This window comes from Vibrio echinoideorum (genome assembly GCF_024347455.1).
GTDB classification, from domain to species: Bacteria; Pseudomonadota; Gammaproteobacteria; order Enterobacterales; family Vibrionaceae; genus Vibrio; species Vibrio echinoideorum.
This window is the reverse complement of the sequence record NZ_AP025484.1, coordinates 219,613-238,969: the sequence shown is the minus strand read 5'-3', so window position 1 is coordinate 238,969 and position 19,357 is coordinate 219,613. Positions and strand designations below refer to the sequence as shown.

Here is a 19,357-nt window from a genome sequence, read left to right as displayed (position 1 = left end):
AATTAAATTGTGCACAATATACTTGCGCGCTCAAATTTTATCAATTAAGCTAGCTTTAAAATTAAGTTGTGCGCAATTTAATTTTACACAATTCAAGTAAGGACTAAAACAATGACAACACTCTACACAACTTCTGCAACAGCAACGGCAGGCCGTAACGGCCAAGTTTCTACTGATGACAACCTGCTTTCAGTGGCGTTGAGCTACCCTAAAGAGATGGGCGGTACAGGTGAAGCGACCAACCCTGAACAACTGTTTGCTGCGGGCTACTCTGCGTGTTTCTCAAACGCGTTGCTTCATGTAGCGAAAGAGATGAAGATTAAGATCGCATCAGCGCCAACGACTGCAACGGTAGGCATTGGTCCAAATGAGAATGGTGGCTTTGCTTTAACCGTTTCACTAGCCGTTGAACTCGATTTAGATCAGGAACAAGCTGTTACGCTTGTGAAAACGGCTCACCAAGTCTGCCCATATTCAAATGCAGTTCGTGGCAACATTGATGTGAAATTGTCGGTTAACGGACAAGCGCTTTAGTTCTTGGTTCTTGGTTCTTGGTTCTTAAAGCATAGAACGAGAACCTAGAACTTAACGATGAAAATCAACACGCCGACGATAAACGTGAATGACATTCTTACCTCAATGCAGCCAAATCAATATATCGAGATATTGCGATATCTTACTTTAAAGAGTATATTTCACGTTAATCGAAAACAGCAGCCAAACGCCATGTCAGATATGAATGAAGTTTTAAAGTCAATCAACAACCCTGTACGCAGAGATATTCTTCATTGGCTTAAGTCGCCTCAAGAGCACTTTAACCTAGAGAAACAACTCGTTGATACCGATGTTGAGGGGGTATGCGTCAGCATTATTCAAGAGAAGAGTGGCTTATCTCAATCTACCGTTTCTTCTTACCTCTCGAACCTGCAGCGTGCAAAGTTGGTTACTTCAAAACGCATTGGCTCATGGACGTACTACAAGCGTAATGACGAATACATCGAGACGTTTTTAAAAGAGTTATCTAACTCACTCTAACAAGCAGAATCAAAACAGACTGGGTGGATAACGCCGCCCATTTTAATCTTATCTATTTTCAGAAGACTAGATATCGATATTTCTCGATATCTAGCTATTCAGATGTGCCATTAAATAGAAAAATATACGAAAAATTAAACGGAGTTGGTAAACATGAGCAAGTCTATTCAATCTTTTAATCCTAGTAATGGAGAACTGCTTGGTGAGGTCAATAACGCCTCTAGAGATGAAGTAGTTCAAACGATTCGCCAATCAAAGGCAGCACAAAAAGCATGGAGAAAACTCCCGATAAATGAGCGCGTGCGAACCATTATTAGAGCTTACCAACACCTTGAACAGCATGCAGACTCCTTCTCAGAATTACTTGCCCGCGAAATGGGTAAAGATATTGGTCGCGCGATTGGCGAAGCAACAGGCGCGATTTATATGGGTCAGCATTATGCAGAAGATGCTCAACGTGCACTCAACACTCGAAAATTGTCCGGCTCAACAGAACTTCAATACCGCCCACTAGGTGTTGTCGGAGTTATATCTCCTTGGAACTACCCGGTGATGATGGCAAATAACCTCATCGTGCCTGCATTAGTCGCGGGTAATACCGTGATTCTAAAACCTTCTGAAGAGACCCCTCTTATCGCTCAAGCATTCTTTGGTGAGCTACAGAAACACCTACCCGAAGGCGTATTAACAATTTTGCATGGCGACCGCGAAACGGGTAAGGCTTTAGTTGAAGGTGATATTCAAATGATTGCGTTCACGGGTTCTAAAGCAGCAGGCCAAGACATCATGGTTCGTGCAGCAAGCAAAGTGAAACGCCTTGTAATGGAGCTGGGCGGCAAAGACCCCATGATAGTGATGCGCGATGCTAACTTAGAGCAAGCAGCACGTTTTGCCGTCGCGGGTAGCTTTGAGAACTCAGGGCAAATGTGTACGTCCATCGAACGTATTTATGTTGATGAGCGAATCGCCGATAAATTCGAACAACGTGTTACTGAGATCGCCAATATGTACCAGATTGGCCCGTGGGATATGCCTAACGTAAACATAGGACCAATCATCAATGCCACGCAACATGGAAAAATCTCGGATCAACTAAAAGACGCACAACAAAAAGGGGCAACTTTCCTTCTAGGCGGGATTGAACAACCAGAGCGTTATATCCGCCCTACTGTTATCACCGGAATGACAGCAGAAATGAAGCTGGAAACAGAAGAGACTTTTGGGCCAGTGGTCGCGATCAGTCGTTACTCAAACATTGAAGATGCGATTGAGCGCGCTAACAACAGCGAGTATGGGTTGGGTGCCGTGGTGTTCGGAAACCAAGGTGTCAATGACGTTGCTGACGAACTTGATGCTGGCATGGTTGGCATTAATCAAGGACAAGGCGGCAGTGGTGATGCTCCCTGGGTTGGCGCGAAACAGAGTGGCCTCGGTTACCACGGCTCGGTTGACGGGCACCGTCAGTTTGCACAAGTAAAAGTGGTTTCAAGATAGAGGTTGATGATGAATAACAAAGAAAATTTTTATGTCGTTCGACGCGAGTCTGGTACTCAGCGCAGTGACCTTCCCGTTTGGGCACCAAAGTCGGCTAATCCATTTGCACTTGATAACAACGTGAATGCAGTGTCACGCGTTGAAGTAAACAATGTACCAGGTGCTTTCCAACTAAGAGATGTACTTCTTCCTGAAGAGGTTAAGCGGATACTTAATGAAGCGAACCAACTTGGTTTTACAGAAGATGCCGCAGTTTCTTTACCGAGAGAAGTTCGTCACAATCAGAATCTCAACTTGATCGCGGATACTGAAACCCTCGACATTATTTGGAAGCGTTGCAAAGATCATTTCGTTGATAAGTACGACCATTTTTCTGGTGTGAAACCACTTGGAATCAACGGTCGTTTTCGATTTTATCGCTACGATGAAGGGGATTTCTTTAAAATGCACACCGATGGCTCTTGGCCCGGTAGTCAAGTTGTCGATGGAGAACTGATCGATGACTCTTTTGGCGACCGTTGGAGCATGTATACCTTTTTGCTTCTCTTGAGTGATGATTTCGTCGGTGGCGAAACTCAATTCATGGTTAGCCATGATGACCCGAGTAAGCCTGCTCGTCGTCAAGGGCATCATCATGAGAGTGCAGATATAGAATCGGTTAGAACACCCAGTGGTAGTGTCCTGTGTTTTCCTCACGGTACTCACCCTGCTCATTGTATACACGGCTCAGCACCGATACTTTCTGGCACTAAATACATTATTCGTACTGACGTATTGTTTGAGCTTTAACTTGTCGTTTCTATAAAGCGCAGTCTTAGTCGCTTCAAATCCTAAAAAAATGTCCCGCATTAAGCGGGACATTTCGTTATATAAGATAGATAGCTCTTAACTTTAAGCTATTAGCTATTAGCTATTAGCTATTAGCCATGAGCTCGGAAAGATTAACTCTTAAACGTATTCGAGAGTTCTTTCAGTGATGTTGCCAATTCTGCTTGTTCTTTGGCTGTTGCTGCAATTTGAGTCGCGCCCGTCGTCGATTCGGTCGACTTCTGCTCAACCGCCACCACGTTCTGAGCAATGTCTTGTGTCACGACCGCTTGCTCTTCTGTTGCCGTTGCAATCTGCTCTGTCATGCTGAATATCTCGCTCACAGCACTAGAAATATCTTGTAGCGTTTGTTCTACTTCTCGCGAATCTTCAACCGCTCTTGATGACATTTTCTTACTGTTCTCAATCACATTGAACGCTGTTTGTACATCAGACTGTAGCGAACTGATGAAGCCCTCTATCTCTAACGTCGACTCTTGCGTACGCTGAGCCAATGTACGAACTTCATCAGCTACAACGGCGAAACCACGACCTTGTTCACCAGCACGTGCCGCTTCGATCGCTGCGTTTAGTGCTAACAAGTTTGTTTGATCAGCAACCGACTTAATCACATCGATAACGCTGTTAATGTTATTGCTACTTTCGTGTAGGTGGGTAATTTTCTCAGCTAAGCCGTTAATCTCAGATGCCAAGATTTCAATCGATTCATAAGAGTGTTGAACTGTGCTCAAGCCCTCTTGTGACTGTTGATCCACCATTTTCGCCGAAGTTGCCGTTTGCTGCGTTTTAGCCGCGACTTCATTCACGGTTGCCGAAAGCTCTTCAGTTGCCGTTGCAATCAGCCCAATTTGGTCTTGTTGCTCAACCAAGGTATTGGAGTTGTATTGGCAAGTTTGCGCCGTCTCTTCTGCTGCCGAAGCAAGTGTTAAGCTTGATTGAGACAAGTTATCGATCACCTGAGAGAACTTCTCTAACGTTTCGTTAAGCGATGAAGATATCTGACCAAGCTCGCTCTCACCCAAGTAAGTTGCGCGAACCGTTAGGTCATTGTCATCACGAACCTTTGAAAGCACCAAATTCAGGTCTTTGACTCGGGTAGTTAGGTCTGTAATGGCTTTGAAACTGACAAAGGTTGCAAACAAAGTAATCACAACAAACATCGCGATACTGCCCATCATTGCTGATTGAGCTTGCTGAGTTTTCTGATCAGTCAATGCAATAAGAGAGTCTGCCAGTTGGTTCTCAGTCTTCTTCAGCTGAACAATACGTGCCGTTGATTGCGCGAACCAATAGACAGGATCAACATCAAAACCACTCATTTTCGATTCTGCTAGCTGTCGAAGTTTTTCTACTTCCGCTACAGATCGATCATTCAATTGTTGTTCAAAGAAACGAACATTATCGGCAGTGCTCAACACTTTAAAGTTCGAAAAATAGGTATTTTGCTCTGTCACCAAAGAGATGAATTTCACTAGCATACCTGGGCCAAATTCATTTTTAGAAAAGGTGTTGTTGAGGACAGCACGCTCGATACCTGCTCGCTCTTTACCTTGCAAGAAATTGTAGTAAGCGATGGTTTCAGTAGTAATCGTCGAGTCTGAGCTCAGTTCCGCAATCAAAGCCGATACACTAAGCAGTTTTGCATTCAGTTTTGTGTAGTAACCTAACGCCTCAGAGAGTGGAATTGATTGAGAATCCACTCGGTTTCGAATCGTGGTTATTTGATTAAGGCTTTGGCTTATTTCACTGTTCAAGCGATTGATCTGTGGCAGATCGATATCAGCCGACTGCCAGTATTCGTTTCTCTGATCACGTCGACTATCCGCACTAGTACGTTGAGAACGTAATTCACTCACAAATTGAGTGCCTTGAGAGCCGATAAAGCCAGCCGTCATGCCTCGCTCTTTTTGCAACTCATGTACCAATTCACTGTAAACAACCGACAAGCGTGTCAGTTGATTCAATGATGACATTTCACTCGTCGTTTCTACGCCTTTTGAAATCGCAGAAACACTGAGCCATAGAAACCCTAAGATCGGCAAAATAAGCAAAGCAATGATTTTTTGCTTAAAAGACATATCGGATAATTTCATTTTTATTCCCTAGCAGCTAACAAATCTCTATCTGTCATGTAATTAGACACACTTCTAAACCGGCATGCCCTTGTTGAGATCATATAATTATTCAGTTTTAACAATTACCGTTCTATATCGACGGCAATCGATAAATCTAACACTTAACCTTACAAAACTCATTGATTTATTTATAAAACTGCAAGCTATGCAACCTTAGTAGCCATACAAATGCGTGCAACAACATTTTATTGGCGGAGTGACTAAAAATTGACAGCTTTTGCATAACCATAAAGAGGTAGATCGGCGCTCGCAGTATAATCCTTACCAAACCATGCACTCGCGATCATCTATAAATTCAACATCAAATATGTATAATGCCGAGCTCTTAAAATTAACGTAGATGCATAATTAGAGGTTTTATGAATTGTCCTGCTTGCGAAGAAAACATTGGATGGGAGTGGGTAGAAGAGGCAGCAATTGAACCCAACGAAGAATTCAACTGCCCAGAATGCGATGAAACTCTAATGTATACCATTGATGAAGGCACTTATTACGGCGCGCAACATAAAACCGTAGAAGTAGTCGACGCGTAAATTACAGCCTTATAGCGACAAACTGACCACTTTATTTCAAATACTTAGCAAATAACTAAACTAAGCGACTTACTTTCTTGCTGGCTCTTCTTTACTAGAACGGGCGTTCAGCATAAAATATTGGACATATGTTCAGATTAATGAAGTAGATGTTATGGCCAAGACAGCGAAGTTCGATAGACAAGATGTAGTAGATAAAGCAACTAACCTGTATTGGGAAAAGGGCTTTCACGCGACTTCTATGCGCAACCTACAAGACGTGATTGATATGCGTCCGGGCAGCATCTACGCGACTTTTGGCAGTAAAGAAGGCCTATTTAAGGAAACGCTTGCTCGTTATACCGAGCTTGGCATCCTTAATCTGAACCGCTTCCGCAGTGAAACGGACTCGCCGATTAAAGCGCTCGAAAATTTTGTGAAGCGCGCCGTGGTCGAATCTAAGCAGAGCTCTCCTAACGGCATGTGCATGTTAGCTAAAACGGTTGCTGAACTAACTGACGAGCACGCAGAATTATTAGCAGAAGCGAAGAAATCATTAAAGATCATGGAAGGTGAATTCGCCAAGTTGATAGCTGAATCACAAGATCTAGGTGAGATAAGCAAAGAGCGAGAACCCGCTCAGCTTGCTCGTCATGTTCAGGTTCAGATCGCGGGTCTGCGTACCTATGCGAAAACATGCGACGACATCGAATTACTCAACTCGATGGTTGAGGACGTATTTAAGTACCACCCTTTTTAGAGGCTGAACTTATATAAGTTCAGACCATATAAAAAGACGCCCAAGTATTATTATCAATACTTGGGCGTCTTTTTATTTATCGCTTTTCAGCCAATCTCAAGAGCCGATTACTTTTATACTTTCCTCATGATTAACGCCTGTGCATTAAGCATCGCTTCTTTGGTGCTGACATCTAAGGTTTTAACGTTCGCAAAGCGCTCGACTTCTTTGATTGCCACATCGTGAGCAAAAATCACTAGCCTAGCTTTTTCAATATCTTTTTGTGTAATGCGATTGCCTATCCCGTTTGCACCTTGTGTTTCGACTTTTATCCGAACCCCAAGATGATGCGCCGCCTTTTCCAAAGACTTAGCCGCCAGAAAAGTGTGCGCGACACCTGACGGGCAAGAAGTAATAGCAAGTACATCAGCTTGCCCTTCTTCCGTTACCGAACCACCCGCAAATTGATTAGAGCGAGACTCATCTTCAACCACATTCTTTTTAAGCAGTATCACGATCGCAGCCGTCGTCAGTGCACCCGCTAACGTCCCAACAATGTAGCCAATCTTGCCATCAACCACAGGCAAAACAATCCAGCCTCCCCAAGGAGCATGGTTTACTACATGGAACATAAAGCCAACCACGTTACCGACAATGCCACCAGCCACAACCGCAGGCAGAACACGCGCAGGATCGGCCGCTGCAAATGGGATTGCACCTTCACTGATGCCAATCATTCCCATAATACCTGCTGCTTTACCTGCTTCGCGTTCGTCTCGTTTAAACTTCTTCGGCGATAAGAAAGTCGCCAGCGCCATACCTAATGGGGGTGTACAAATGGCAATGCCAACCCCCCCCATTAACCATGGCTGAGTATTCACCTGAGTTTGTGCAAACAGCGTGGCTACTTTGTTGATTGGGCCGCCCATATCAAACGCGGTCATTGCACCTAGAATGCTACCCAGTACCACTTTTCCTGAGCCGGCCATGCCAGTCAGCATTTGGTTCATCTCAAGCATCACCTGCGCAATGGGGGCACCAATCACCCACATCACAGCCCCACAGGTAACAAAAGTGCCGACAAGCGGATAGATGAAGATAGAGCTCAGCGAGATCATGCTGTCTGGCAGCTTGATCTTCTTAAGTAGATTAACCACAAAGCCTGCGAAAAAGCCGACCACAATCGCACCAAGGAAACCAGTGTTGTATTGATTAACCGCCACCCAAGAACCAATCATGCCTGGTGCTAAACCCGGTTTGTCTGCCATTGAATACGCGATGTAACCGCCGAGCACGGCGGTAAAAAGCGTTAAGCCCGCAATACCCATTTGTGCAATGTCAGCCAAAACGCCGCTCTCTGGAACGGCACCGTGACCAGACATCATCACAGATAAAGACAACAGAACACCGCCCGCGACCACGAATGGAATCATGTGTGAAGTGCCGTACAACAAGTGTTCTTTAAGGCGATTGAGAGATTGAGCCCAAGGGCTGAGCGGCTCGATGTACACTTCATGATAGTTGGAGGCGTAGCTGTCGAAAGAGTCAGAATTGGCTTCGAGAAACAACTCTAAAGCTTCCTCTACCGACTCCATCGCCTTTAATTTTGTAACAAAGTCATCTTCAATCAGTTTGGTCGATATTTGAGCCAATACCTCGATATGGTGATCATCATTGTTATCGGGTGAAGCGAGCATGAAGAACACATCCGACAATTCACCACCGTCGGCCCCATAATCGATTCCAGAACGACTGATACCAACGGCGACAGCAGGTTTAGCTACGGCTTTACTTTTCGCGTGTGGAATCGCAATACCATCATCAAATCCAGTATTACCTATAGCTTCACGCTTCCAGATATCATCAAGGAAATCACTTTTACTCGAGAGCTTACCGGCACGGTCGAGCAGTTCAACAAGCTCTTCAAATACCGCCTGTTTCGAGTCTGCCTGTAATTCCAAGCAGATAATCTCTGGCTCGATAATGTTAGTGATATCCATATGCTGCCTCGTACGAGTGCCGATTTAAGTAAATGAGCTAAAGAAGTTAATGAGATGAAAAGATTAACGACGCAAGGCTTCTCAATATATAGGACGAAAGGTGCATTAACTGGATTATTGTAACCAAGAACTCAGAGTGTGACTTTCACCTTTGAATTAAAAACGGCAATCCATAAAATCCACAGATTCGGATAATAATATCTGATCCACACAAGCCGAGAATAATAATGAGAATTGTAGCGGTAACTGCGTGCCCTACAGGCATTGCCCATACCTACATGGCAGCGGATGCATTAATTAAAACTGCCCCTAAGTTCAACGTTTCAATCAAGGTTGAAACGCAAGGTGCTATGGGTATTGAAAACTTACTAACAGATCACGACATCGTGCAAGCTGATAAAATCCTGATCGTCTCCGATATCGACATTGAACAACCAAACCGATTTGATCCTGCGAAAACCGTGTTGATCTCAATGGAGGAAGTACTGTTAAGCGTGGAGAAGGTCTTTATCAAGCATTGTCGAGACCTAAAACCTTGTCGTGATACGAAGCCTTGTCGCAGCTAATCCTCGGTATGAATGAATATCAGATCACCTTCTTCGTAGACGACCCAGCGGCTAATTCTCACGTTGCGCAGCCTCTCACCCGTTTGGCAAAGAAGTTCAAAAGTAACATCCGTATTATCAACATCACTCAAAACCGAACGGCCGATCTATCCAAATCTGTCGCCATGTTACAAGTCGGTCTACTTCGTGGTGATTTGTGTCAGATAACCGCTGTTGGTATCGATGCGGAACTGGCGTGCTTTGTTCTTAAAGACATAATCGCCGAGCATTACGCCATGGTTGGATCGCAAGTAAACCATGAGTTCTCTAACGATTTGATTCAGCGTATGCCGCAGATATGCCCACCTTGCGAGATCAAATGGCATCATGCCAAAGCACAAACCCAATTAACCAAATTCGAATGCTTAAAAGGACTCGCTCACTTAGTTCACCCAAACGATCCTGATGAGCTTATTCTGGCTTTCATTAAGCGAGAAGAACGCTCTTCAACGTGTGTATCGCCGGGCATCGCATTACCTCATGTGATGTTTGAATCGACCAAAGATCTTTCCATCGCAGTCATCGTCAATGACGAAGCGATTGATTGGGCGTCTCAAATTGGCCAAGTACACGTTGCCATCGCACTTGTACTGCCAACCAAACCACAAAGAGAACATATTGTAGCAGCCACCAACCTAACCAGAAACCTGCTCCACGATCAGGTTAACGAGCGTTTGCAAAAGACCCGAAGCAGTGTCGATTTGCAGGCGTTGCTGATGTATATCTCGTCACGTCTTATCTAAATTCATCTAGCCTCTTCTTATTTAGATTCCTCGTTTTATTTCATCTCATTCATCGCAATTTATTTAATCTAAGCCCGTCCAACGAACCTTATCTTGTTCTATCGGCCTTTCATGAATTTGCTTTGATTGGTTTTTGCCTTGCCAATCATTCTAAACTCCGCTGATAACCAATAAAAAACGGTTGAGCAATTACGCTCAGCCGTTCTATTCTAAATGGCTTATCTTGTAGGTTTAGTTACCTAAGCCGTTTTGTTCTCTTGTTTCGCATCTTCCACCGAGTCGTCCACGGCTTTCACCAGCATCAGACCAACGATAAACACGATACCGCCACACAGTACGAACATCATTCTTCCCCAGAATGGGTTCGGTAGAGCAAACATCGCCATTACTGCCACACCAGACACTGCAATCAGTGAGCCCAGCATGTGACGTTGCTTGTTATCCAATTTCTTCTGTGCTGTTGATTCAGAAACCAAAGGTGTCGCAAGGTTGTTGAAGAAAATATCTACATCTTTCTGACGAGACGCTTCTAGTGGTTTGTAGAACAGAGTCGAAAGAATGAAGAAGCCACCTGTGAACGTTAAGTGAGCAATCAGGCCTACCGCTACTTTCAAATCAGACCATTCACGGCCCGTTAGCGGCTCTAGGTTGAACCAGTTTTGTAGCATTTCAGCGGTAATCACGAAGCCTACGATGTAAGACACAATCGCGCCAACCACTAACGTGCCCCAACCTGCCCAGTCTGGAGTCTTCTTAATGAAGAAGCCACAAAATGCTGGAATGGTCATAGGGAAACCAATCAAGGCACCTACGTACATCATAGTATCGAACAAACTCAATCCTTTCAGCGAGTTGATAAACAGTGCGATAAGGATGATGGCGACGCCGAAGACCGAAGACATCAACTTAGACACAACCATCAACTCTTTCTCTGTCGCGTTTGGACGAAGAATCGGTTGGTAGAAGTTGATAACAAAGATACCCGAGTTACGGTTTAAACCTGAGTCCATTGAAGACATAGTTGCCGCAAACATCGCTGCGATGAGAAGCCCCACCATACCTGCTGGCATGTATTGCTCTACGAAGTATAGGTAAGCGAAGTCGCCCGCTTTAGAACCTGCATCTGGGTAATGCGCCGCAAGATCAACGCCTTGTCCTGCAACAAACCAAGGTGGCATGAACCAGATGATTGGACCGATTGTCATCAGAATACATGCCAACAGAGCCGCTTTCTTCGCGTTCTTTGAGTCTTTTGCCGCTAGGTAACGGTAAGAATTCAACATGTTGTTGGTGATACTGAACTGCTTGAAGAAGATGAAGAATGCCCAGATTCCGAAGATGCTTACGTAGTTCAGATTGTTACCAGAAACAAATGACGCGCCTTCTGCAACAGGGAAATCGTTGATGATTTCAGTAACGCCACCACCCTGCACAATAGCCACGGCTGCACACGTTACCGTTACCGCCATGATGATAACCATCTGCATGAAGTCAGACGCGATAACCGCCCATGAACCGCCTGTCACCGACATCACCAGTACAACAAGACCGGTTAGAACGATGGTTGTCGTCATATCGAAGCCGAAGATGCCCGATGCGATAATCGCCAAGCCATTTAGCCAAATACCTGCAGATACAATACTGTTAGGCATACCAGACCAAGTAAACACTTGCTCGTTGAAGCTACCAAAGCGCATGCGAATCGCGTCAATTGGCGTGACTACACGCAGCTGACGGAATTTCGGAGCGAAGTACAAGTAGTTCATCAAGTAACCAAATGCGTTCGCTAGGAAGATAACCGCGACAGCCATACCATCGGCATACGCTTTACCTGCTGCACCGGTGAAAGTCCAAGCACTGAACTGCGTCATAAACGCAGTTGCGCCAACCATCCACCAAAGCATGTTACCGCCCCCGCGGAAATAGTCACTGGTGGTACTGGTGAACGTTCTAAACATCCAACCTATTGCGATAAGGAAAAGGAAATAAATTCCTACGATCAGAGTATTGAGTTCCATGTATAAGTCTTCTTTATTATTAATATCTGAAGAGCATATTATCCGTAGAAATCTTAATTTGTAGTATTATAAGTCAATATTGTGATGGGGCATATAAACCTGAATATTCGATTTCGAGGAATTAATTACGCGCTAGTAAATAAAGAATAAGCCGATACAAATTAAACATTTAAAATCAACAACTTAAAAACACTTCGATCAGTAACTCGGACAGCAATAACAAGATTTTGTCGTCTCGATAAGTGGTTTTTAATTTACTTAACATTCATTAAATGCATCGAGTTAATACATCAACTCTCACACGTTTAATTCAATTAATAGAGAGCGGAAATAATAAGCAACTCGAAAATCTAACCCTTAATGTTATTAATTAGGGTTATTTAGTGAAGTGGGATAAATAGAAAAACGAGCTTAGAGATGAAGCGTAGGAATAAACACTAGAGGAAAACACAAAGTAAGTGACCACCACAGCTCAGAACCAGCAGTGATGCTCTAGTCATACAAATTTCGGTCGTATAAGCTCAGGTCAGAAAAGGGAATTTTAGAGTATATTAGATTGACCCACGATATTGTGTCGGTGTTCTTCCTGTTCGATTTTTGAACACTCGACAAAAGTAATTCACGTCCTTGAAGCCACAACGCACCGCCACTTCATTGAGCTTGAAGTTGTACTTTTTGAGCATGAACTTGGCACGGTCGACTCGCACGCGTGTGATGTATTCTGCCAGCGTCATATGGCCCTGCTGGCGGAACATTCGTGACAAGTGATTGGATGAAATACTAAAGCGTGAGGCAATGCTGTCTCGGGTTATTTGGCGATGGAAGTTCTCTTGAATGTAGATACAAATTCCCTGATACACATCCTGCACTCGGCTGTGAGACTTCTCGACCGGCGCATCCAACATCGACTTACTGTATTGCAGTAGAGCCTGTAGCAATAACTCATCCATAGGCTGCTTGTTGCTCTCTCTTGCTAGTGAGCTAAGCGCCTCTAGAATGTTATCAATCGCAAACCCAGATCGAGTCTGAATACTGTGCTTTTGAATATCATAGAAACTCTCTTCCCCTTTGCGCTTACTCACCAAACTTAAACCAAGCTGACGACGCCCAAACAACATGCTCAACACAGAACAATCGGTATCCCAATTAGGCTTATTCCAGCAGTTAGGCGGAATGAAAATCGCATCTCCGGCTTTGGCAATAACGTTAGTTATCTTGCGATCATGACTTTCCATTTCATTAATATACTCTCCGTCTAGAACCAACTCTAAACGCGGAAAGTTCACCTGATAACTAAAAGCTGAAGGAGTATGAAAATCTCCAGCAAACCAGATGTTATGAAACGGTTCTCTCTCATTTAGCACCGAGGAGATTAAGTCATGAAATATCATTATTCGTACTCTGATGGGCAGCAATAAGGCTACGAGAATAGATATACCCCTTAGTGAAACATAGCGCTATTGAGCAAAATCACAATTTGAGATCTAGGTTACAAAAATCCAGTCATAGAAATAAATATCCAGTCTAAAAACTGATATAGAACGTCATTTTCAAAATAGACCACTACGCCACAACCTTTATAAATAAAAGCCTCGTTGCATTATCAATGCTGTCAAGATAGGCCTAAAATCGACGGTTATACCGATCAAAATCACACTCTTTTTAGAACGCAACAATCATCCAGTAAATGCATTTTTTCTGCACTACAGAAGGTGAGTGATCAATTCCAGAATACCCATTACAAAATAAAAACGTATTAGGGGTTCATTATGATCACGACATTGATCAATCAAGATTTGATTAAGCTTTCGCTTAGCGCTAATTCAAAAGAAGACGTATTTAAAGAGCTAATAGACGTGCTTTATGCACAGGGTCGAATTTCAGATAAAACACAATTTCTTGCCGATATTAAGGCGCGTGAAGCACAAGGTAATACTGGCTTTGAAGAAGGTATCGCCCTTCCACACGCGAAAAGTAGCGCGGTAATCAAACCCGCGGTTGTGATCGGCGTCCACAAGCAGGGCATCGACTACGGCGCAGATGACGGTCAGCCATCCAAACTCTTTTTTATGATTGCCTCTCCAGATGGCGGCGATAACCATCACATCGAAGTTCTAGCAGAGCTTTCTTCAAAACTGATTGAAGAAGGCTTTATCGAAAGCTTCATGAATGCCAACTCAGAACAAGCGGCGTTGGAACTACTGCTTACTAAACCTGAACCATCAACAACCGAAACCAACGTTGAGAAGCAAGGCTTCATCATTGGTGTTACAGGTTGCCCTGCAGGCGTTGCACACACTTATTTGGCAGCAGAAGCACTAGAGAAAGGCGCGGCGGCACTTGGTTACGACATCAAGGTCGAAACCAACGGTTCTATTGGTGTTAAAAACAGCCCAACTCAAGAAGAGATCGAACGTGCTGACGCGATTGTCGTGGCTTGTGACAAGCAGGTCGACATGGCGCGCTTTGCGGGAAAACGCGTCATCAGCACCAACGTAAAAGCACCAATCAAAGACGCGCAAGGTTTGATCAAACAAGCACTCAACGCGCCAAGCTATCAAGCAGAACAAGCTCCAACCAACCAATCTGTTGTAGAAAAAGCCTCACAAGCGCGTTCAGACCTTTACCGTTACTTGATGAATGGCGTATCACACATGATCCCATTCGTAGTAACTGGCGGTCTTTTGATTGCGCTTGCACTGGCCATTGGCGGCGAGCCAAGTGAATCCGGCATGGCGATTCCTGCGGGCAGCATGTGGAACCAAATTCTAGAAGTGGGCGTGGTTGCCTTCACCCTAATGATCCCAATCTTGGCTGGCTACATTGCTTACGCTATTGCTGACCGCCCTGCCCTAACTCCTGGCCTTATCGGTGGTTGGATTGCCAACAACGGCTCTTTCTACGGCGCTGACGCAGGTACAGGCTTCATTGGCGCAATCATCGCAGGTCTATTAGTGGGTTACTTCGTTAAGTGGATTACCTCGTTTAACTACCACAAATTCGTTCAACCGCTTGTGCCTATCATGATCGCTCCGATCACTGGTTCTCTATTCATCGCGGGTCTGTTCATCTTTGTTATCGGCGCGCCAATCGCTGGGCTGATGGATGCTCTTACTGCACTGCTAACGAGCATGAGTACAGGCAACGTGGTTCTGCTAGGCATCGTACTGGGTGGTATGGCTGGTTTCGATATGGGCGGCCCATTCAACAAGGTGGCATTCCTATTCTCAGTCGGCATGATTGCCAGCGGTCAAACTCAATTCATGGGTGCGATGGCGTGTGCAATCCCTGTTGCTCCACTGGGTATGGCTATCGCAACCAGACTTGGCCGTAAGTTCGACCTATTCGAATCTTCTGAAATCGAAGCGGGTAAGGCAGCAGGTGCGATGGGCTTGGTGGGCATCTCTGAAGGTGCGATTCCTTTCGCAGCTCAAGACCCGATGTCGGTTATCCCTGCCAATGTACTTGGCTCAATGACGGCAGCGGTTATGGCGTTCTCATTTGGTATCACCAATAGCGTTGCTCACGGTGGTCCAGTGGTCGCTTTACTAGGCGCAATGAACTACCCACTGCTGGCACTTCTGTGCATGGCATCAGGTGCGGGTGTGACTGCGGTGACTTGTATCGCGCTTAAAAATCTACGCAAAGCCAAGCTAACGACAGCAGCAGCTTAAGCCATTTCAACTCCAATGGCTTGAGCCCTTTTACTCTCCTTTTTTTAGGAACTAATACAGCTCAAGCCATGTTTCCCTTCATGGTGATTTCGATGTCTGATTTTTCTTTAGCGAACGACTCGTTCGTACAACGCTTTTTCTACCCTATGACTAATGTGATTCAAAACTACGCATGGGGTAGCCCTTCTTCGTTTAGCCAACTGTTTGGTATTGATAACCAATCTGGCGAGCCGCAAGCGGAGATCTGGATGGGCGCTCACCCCAATGGTTGTTCTATGGTGAACAATAACGGGCAGCAGACCACCCTATCGAGCTTGATCTCTCAGAACCTAAACCTGTTTCTAAGTGAGAAAGTGGCGAGTCGTTTTGGTGAGCTGCCGTATCTGTTTAAGGTATTAGCAGCAGAGAAAGCGCTCTCAGTTCAAGTACACCCGAATAAGCAACAAGCGGAATCTGGGTATGCACTCGAAGAGCAGCAAGGCATTCCAATGACGGCGGGCAACCGTAACTACAAAGATGCCAATCACAAGCCAGAACTGGTGTATGCCCTAACCGACTACACGGCGATGAATGGTTTTAGGTCGATCGACGAGATCCTTGAACATTTCCACTACCTCGATATTCCAGAGCTGCATTCGATGATCAACGATTTAGCGGGCGATCAAACACCGAATGGATTAGCGTGCTTTTTCGCAAGCCTGTTGTCTTTGGAAGGCGAACAAAAAGGAATGGCACTCACCATGTTGTTGATGAAGGCGAAGCTTTCAGATACACCTGTGTTCCAGTTGATTTCAGAGTTGGAACAACAGTATCCGGGTGATGTCGGCCTGTTTGCCCCGCTGCTATTGAATGTGATCACCCTAAAGCCAGGGCAAGCCATGTATTTGGATGCCGAAACGCCCCACGCTTACATCAAAGGGACTGGATTAGAGATCATGGCGAATTCCGATAATGTGCTTCGTGCCGGGTTGACACCTAAGTACATGGATATCAATGAACTAGTCTCTTGTACTCAATTCAATGAAAAACCTGCGGATAGGTTACTGCTAAGCCCAGTTGAGCAAGGTGATGTAATGGAATACCAAATTCCCGTCGAGGATTTTAAGTTCTCTATCGTCCAGAATTCTCATAAGAGAGAGATCACTACTGAGGGCGCAGAGATCTTGCTGCCGCTCGATGAATCCATGGTGCTCACCCATCAATGCGGTGAAACCTGTGTGATAGAGAAAGGCCAATCGGTTTTCATTCCCGCTTATGCTGAGAGTTACAAACTGGATTGTGTTGGGCGTGTTGCACGCGCTTACAGTTAGTCAGCACTGAGCAAATCTAAATAAACTCACACTGATCATGCCCTGTTTTGCGGGGCATTTTTGTTTTTACGAAGCCTATTGGCGTATCAAAACATAATCAAAACGCCATTAAGTATGACCCGTATCACACTGCATTAATGATGCAAATCACACTTAATTTTGCTTGGTACAAATATGCAGTGAAGGGCTTTTATTTGCTATTTCGCGAATCGGGTTAATCCATTAATTTTAATTCAAGAACTTCAATAGTGAATGAGTTAATAAATGATCACACAGCTAACTAACGTCAACTTAATTAATAACAACCTTCAAGCGAAAAATAAAAAAGAACTGTTTGAAGAATTGGCAGGCATGTTATTTGAGAACAAGCGAATCAGCAGTAAAGAAGCCTTCTTGGCAGACATCGAAGTTCGTGAATCTCAAAGCATTACCTCAATGGACGGCATTGCTTACCCACACTCAAAAAGCAAGGCAGTCACTGAACCCGCAATTGCTGTCGGTGTTAAGCGTGAAGGTATCGAGTATGGCGATGACGACGGCATTAACCCAACCGTACTTTTTATGATTGCATCACCAGATAACGGTGCTGACCATCATATTTATGTACTACAAGAACTATTTGGAAAATTCAGCGATGAATTTATTCAAAATATCCATAACGCAAAAGACGAACAACAAATCCTTAATATTTTAATTAATTCATAAGGCGTAGAAAATTATGAGCACCCTAGCAAATCAAGCTACCAATACCAGTAGCAATTCTAATAATAAGAATAATAGTAGCGACTATAAAAAAATCCTCAGTACCATGAAAGGCCATCTGCTTTTCGGAACCTCACACATGCTACCTTTCATCGTAGCCGGTGGTGTTCTATTGGCTTTAGCGGTAATGGCATCAGGCAAAGGCGCTGTACCTGCAGACGGCCTGCTAGCAGACATCTCCAATATCGGTATCAAAGGCCTTGTTCTTTTCCCAATCATTCTTGGCGGCTTTATTGGTTACTCAATTGCAGATAAACCAGCGCTAGCTCCTGCTATGATTTCTTCTGGCATCATGGCTGACATGGGCGGCGGCTTCCTTGGCTGTATCGTGGCAGGCTTTATCGCCGGTGGCGTCGTCTTCCAGCTTAAGAAGATCCCACTTTCTGCGAACATGACAGCGCTGGGTGCGTACTTCATCTACCCGCTTCTAGGCACTTTAATCTCTGCAGGTATCGTATTGTGGGGCATCGGTGAGCCAATCAAACTGTTCATGTCTTCTATGAACGAGTTCTTAGCTTCAATGGCTGGCGCATCTAAGATGGTTCTAGGCACAATCCTTGGAGGTATGACTGCGTTTGATATGGGCGGCCCTATCAACAAAGTAGCGACCCTATTTGCTCAAACTCAAGTAGACACACAACCGTGGCTAATGGGCGGCGTAGGCATCGCGATTTGTACGCCACCTCTAGGTATGGCACTGGCGACTTTCCTATTCAAAAACAAGTTCTCTAAACAAGAGCAAGAAGCAGGTAAAGCAGCAGCAATCATGGGTTCTATCGGTATCTCTGAGGGTGCTATCCCATTCGCAGCGAATGACCCAATGCGCGTACTTCCTTCAATCGTTGCCGGCGGTATCGTTGGTTGTGTGTTCGGCTTCATGACAGACGTTCTACTGCACGCACCGTGGGGCGGCCTAATTACGGCACCAGTATCAAGCAACATTCCAATGTACGTCGTCGGTATTGCACTTGGCTCACTAACCACAGCCGTTATCGTTGGCTTCTGGAAACCAGTGGCTGTTGAAACCGATGAAGACATGGCTGAAGCGCCAGTACAAGCTCAAGCGGCTCCTGTAGCAGGCGAAGGCGAGTACGACATCGTAGCAGTAACATGTTGTCCTTCTGGTGTTGCACACACCTTCATGGCAGCAAAAGCACTAGAGAAAGCAGGTTTAGCAGCAGGCCTTAAGATTAAGGTAGAAACACAAGGTCAAAACGGTATTCAGAACCGCATCAGCGACCTAGATGTGGCTAACGCAAGGCTGGTTATCTTGGCTCACGATATTCAAGTGAAAGACGCACACCGCTTTGCTAACGCGAACGTGATTGAATGCTCGACTAAGGAAGCGATGAAGAAAGCCGCGACTATGGTCGCTATTTAAAGCCAAAGGTTATCTAAAGCCAAAAGCTATCTAAAAGAATCAATAAATTAGTGAATGCTCACTATTGATAAAGTAACTACCCCCTAGTAACTAAAATCCCCATTCGTTTATCAACGAATGG

Annotated in this window: 16 protein-coding genes; 12 read left to right on the top strand and 4 right to left on the bottom strand. The window is 44.8% G+C overall.

Annotated features, from left to right (window positions below):
* The first annotated feature begins 111 nt into the window (after nt 1–111).
* The 4 genes from OCV36_RS17330 (at nt 112) to OCV36_RS17315 (ending at nt 3,318) form a co-directional block, all read left to right on the top strand.
* Nucleotides 112–534 (top strand): organic hydroperoxide resistance protein, encoded by a 423-nt coding sequence (locus OCV36_RS17330; RefSeq protein ID WP_135457044.1) that lies wholly within the window; start codon nt 112–114, stop codon nt 532–534.
* Nucleotides 535–726: 192 nt separating this feature from the next.
* Entirely contained in the window at nt 727–1,035 is a 309-nt protein-coding gene (locus OCV36_RS17325) for an ArsR/SmtB family transcription factor (RefSeq protein ID WP_054546255.1), read from the top strand.
* A gap of 153 nt (nt 1,036–1,188) precedes the next feature.
* Nucleotides 1,189–2,529, top strand: a complete 1,341-nt coding sequence (locus OCV36_RS17320) for an aldehyde dehydrogenase family protein (RefSeq protein ID WP_135457042.1) — start codon at nt 1,189–1,191, stop codon at nt 2,527–2,529.
* Nucleotides 2,530–2,538: 9 nt separating this feature from the next.
* Complete coding sequence (locus OCV36_RS17315) at nt 2,539–3,318, top strand: 2OG-Fe(II) oxygenase family protein (RefSeq protein ID WP_135457114.1); 780 nt, start codon at nt 2,539–2,541, stop codon at nt 3,316–3,318.
* Nucleotides 3,319–3,470: 152 nt separating this feature from the next.
* Here the strand turns inward: OCV36_RS17315 and OCV36_RS17310 are convergent, their stop codons facing one another.
* On the bottom strand, nt 3,471–5,450 hold the full coding sequence (locus OCV36_RS17310; RefSeq protein ID WP_135457039.1) for a methyl-accepting chemotaxis protein: 1,980 nt from the start codon (nt 5,448–5,450) through the stop codon (nt 3,471–3,473).
* A gap of 401 nt (nt 5,451–5,851) precedes the next feature.
* On the opposite strand from OCV36_RS17310, the gene OCV36_RS17305 reads away from it, so the two are divergent.
* Together OCV36_RS17305 and OCV36_RS17300 are read left to right on the top strand one after the other, a co-directional pair.
* Complete coding sequence (locus OCV36_RS17305; protein ID WP_162838716.1) at nt 5,852–6,025, top strand: hypothetical protein; 174 nt, start codon at nt 5,852–5,854, stop codon at nt 6,023–6,025.
* A 154-nt stretch (nt 6,026–6,179) separates the two neighbouring features.
* The gene (locus tag OCV36_RS17300) at nt 6,180–6,764 is read left to right on the top strand and encodes a TetR/AcrR family transcriptional regulator (protein ID WP_065206324.1); all 585 of its coding nucleotides are present in this window, start codon (nt 6,180–6,182) and stop codon (nt 6,762–6,764) included.
* 113 nt (nt 6,765–6,877) lie between these two features.
* On the opposite strand, the gene OCV36_RS17295 is transcribed toward OCV36_RS17300, so the two are convergent.
* Nucleotides 6,878–8,743 (bottom strand): fructose-specific PTS transporter subunit EIIC, encoded by a 1,866-nt coding sequence (locus tag OCV36_RS17295; RefSeq protein ID WP_135457037.1) that lies wholly within the window; start codon nt 8,741–8,743, stop codon nt 6,878–6,880.
* Nucleotides 8,744–8,970: 227 nt separating this feature from the next.
* On the opposite strand from OCV36_RS17295, the gene OCV36_RS17290 reads away from it, so the two are divergent.
* Together OCV36_RS17290 and OCV36_RS17285 are read left to right on the top strand one after the other, a co-directional pair.
* Nucleotides 8,971–9,309 carry a PTS fructose transporter subunit IIB gene (locus OCV36_RS17290; protein ID WP_054546249.1) on the top strand — a complete coding sequence of 113 codons (339 nt, stop codon included), beginning with the start codon at nt 8,971–8,973 and terminating at the stop codon, nt 9,307–9,309.
* Between the two features lie 8 nt (nt 9,310–9,317).
* Entirely contained in the window at nt 9,318–10,091 is a 774-nt protein-coding gene (locus OCV36_RS17285; protein WP_135457035.1) for a PTS sugar transporter subunit IIA, read from the top strand.
* Nucleotides 10,092–10,330: 239 nt separating this feature from the next.
* Here the strand turns inward: OCV36_RS17285 and OCV36_RS17280 are convergent, their stop codons facing one another.
* Both OCV36_RS17280 and OCV36_RS17275 read right to left on the bottom strand, forming a co-directional pair.
* Complete coding sequence (locus OCV36_RS17280) at nt 10,331–12,109, bottom strand: sodium:solute symporter family protein (protein ID WP_135457033.1); 1,779 nt, start codon at nt 12,107–12,109, stop codon at nt 10,331–10,333.
* 551 nt (nt 12,110–12,660) lie between these two features.
* Complete coding sequence (locus OCV36_RS17275) at nt 12,661–13,500, bottom strand: helix-turn-helix transcriptional regulator (protein ID WP_114635677.1); 840 nt, start codon at nt 13,498–13,500, stop codon at nt 12,661–12,663.
* 378 nt (nt 13,501–13,878) lie between these two features.
* Between OCV36_RS17275 and OCV36_RS17270 the strand changes: the two genes are divergently transcribed.
* From OCV36_RS17270 to OCV36_RS17255, 4 genes are all read left to right on the top strand, one after another.
* Complete coding sequence (locus tag OCV36_RS17270) at nt 13,879–15,783, top strand: PTS fructose transporter subunit IIABC (RefSeq protein WP_135457031.1); 1,905 nt, start codon at nt 13,879–13,881, stop codon at nt 15,781–15,783.
* Nucleotides 15,784–15,875: 92 nt separating this feature from the next.
* Nucleotides 15,876–17,093 carry a mannose-6-phosphate isomerase, class I gene (gene manA, locus OCV36_RS17265; protein WP_029224979.1) on the top strand — a complete coding sequence of 406 codons (1,218 nt, stop codon included), beginning with the start codon at nt 15,876–15,878 and terminating at the stop codon, nt 17,091–17,093.
* Nucleotides 17,094–17,357: 264 nt separating this feature from the next.
* Nucleotides 17,358–17,798 carry a PTS sugar transporter subunit IIA gene (locus OCV36_RS17260; RefSeq protein ID WP_135457029.1) on the top strand — a complete coding sequence of 147 codons (441 nt, stop codon included), beginning with the start codon at nt 17,358–17,360 and terminating at the stop codon, nt 17,796–17,798.
* A 13-nt stretch (nt 17,799–17,811) separates the two neighbouring features.
* On the top strand, nt 17,812–19,236 hold the full coding sequence (locus tag OCV36_RS17255; protein ID WP_135457027.1) for a fructose-specific PTS transporter subunit EIIC: 1,425 nt from the start codon (nt 17,812–17,814) through the stop codon (nt 19,234–19,236).
* Nucleotides 19,237–19,357 lie beyond the last annotated feature (121 nt).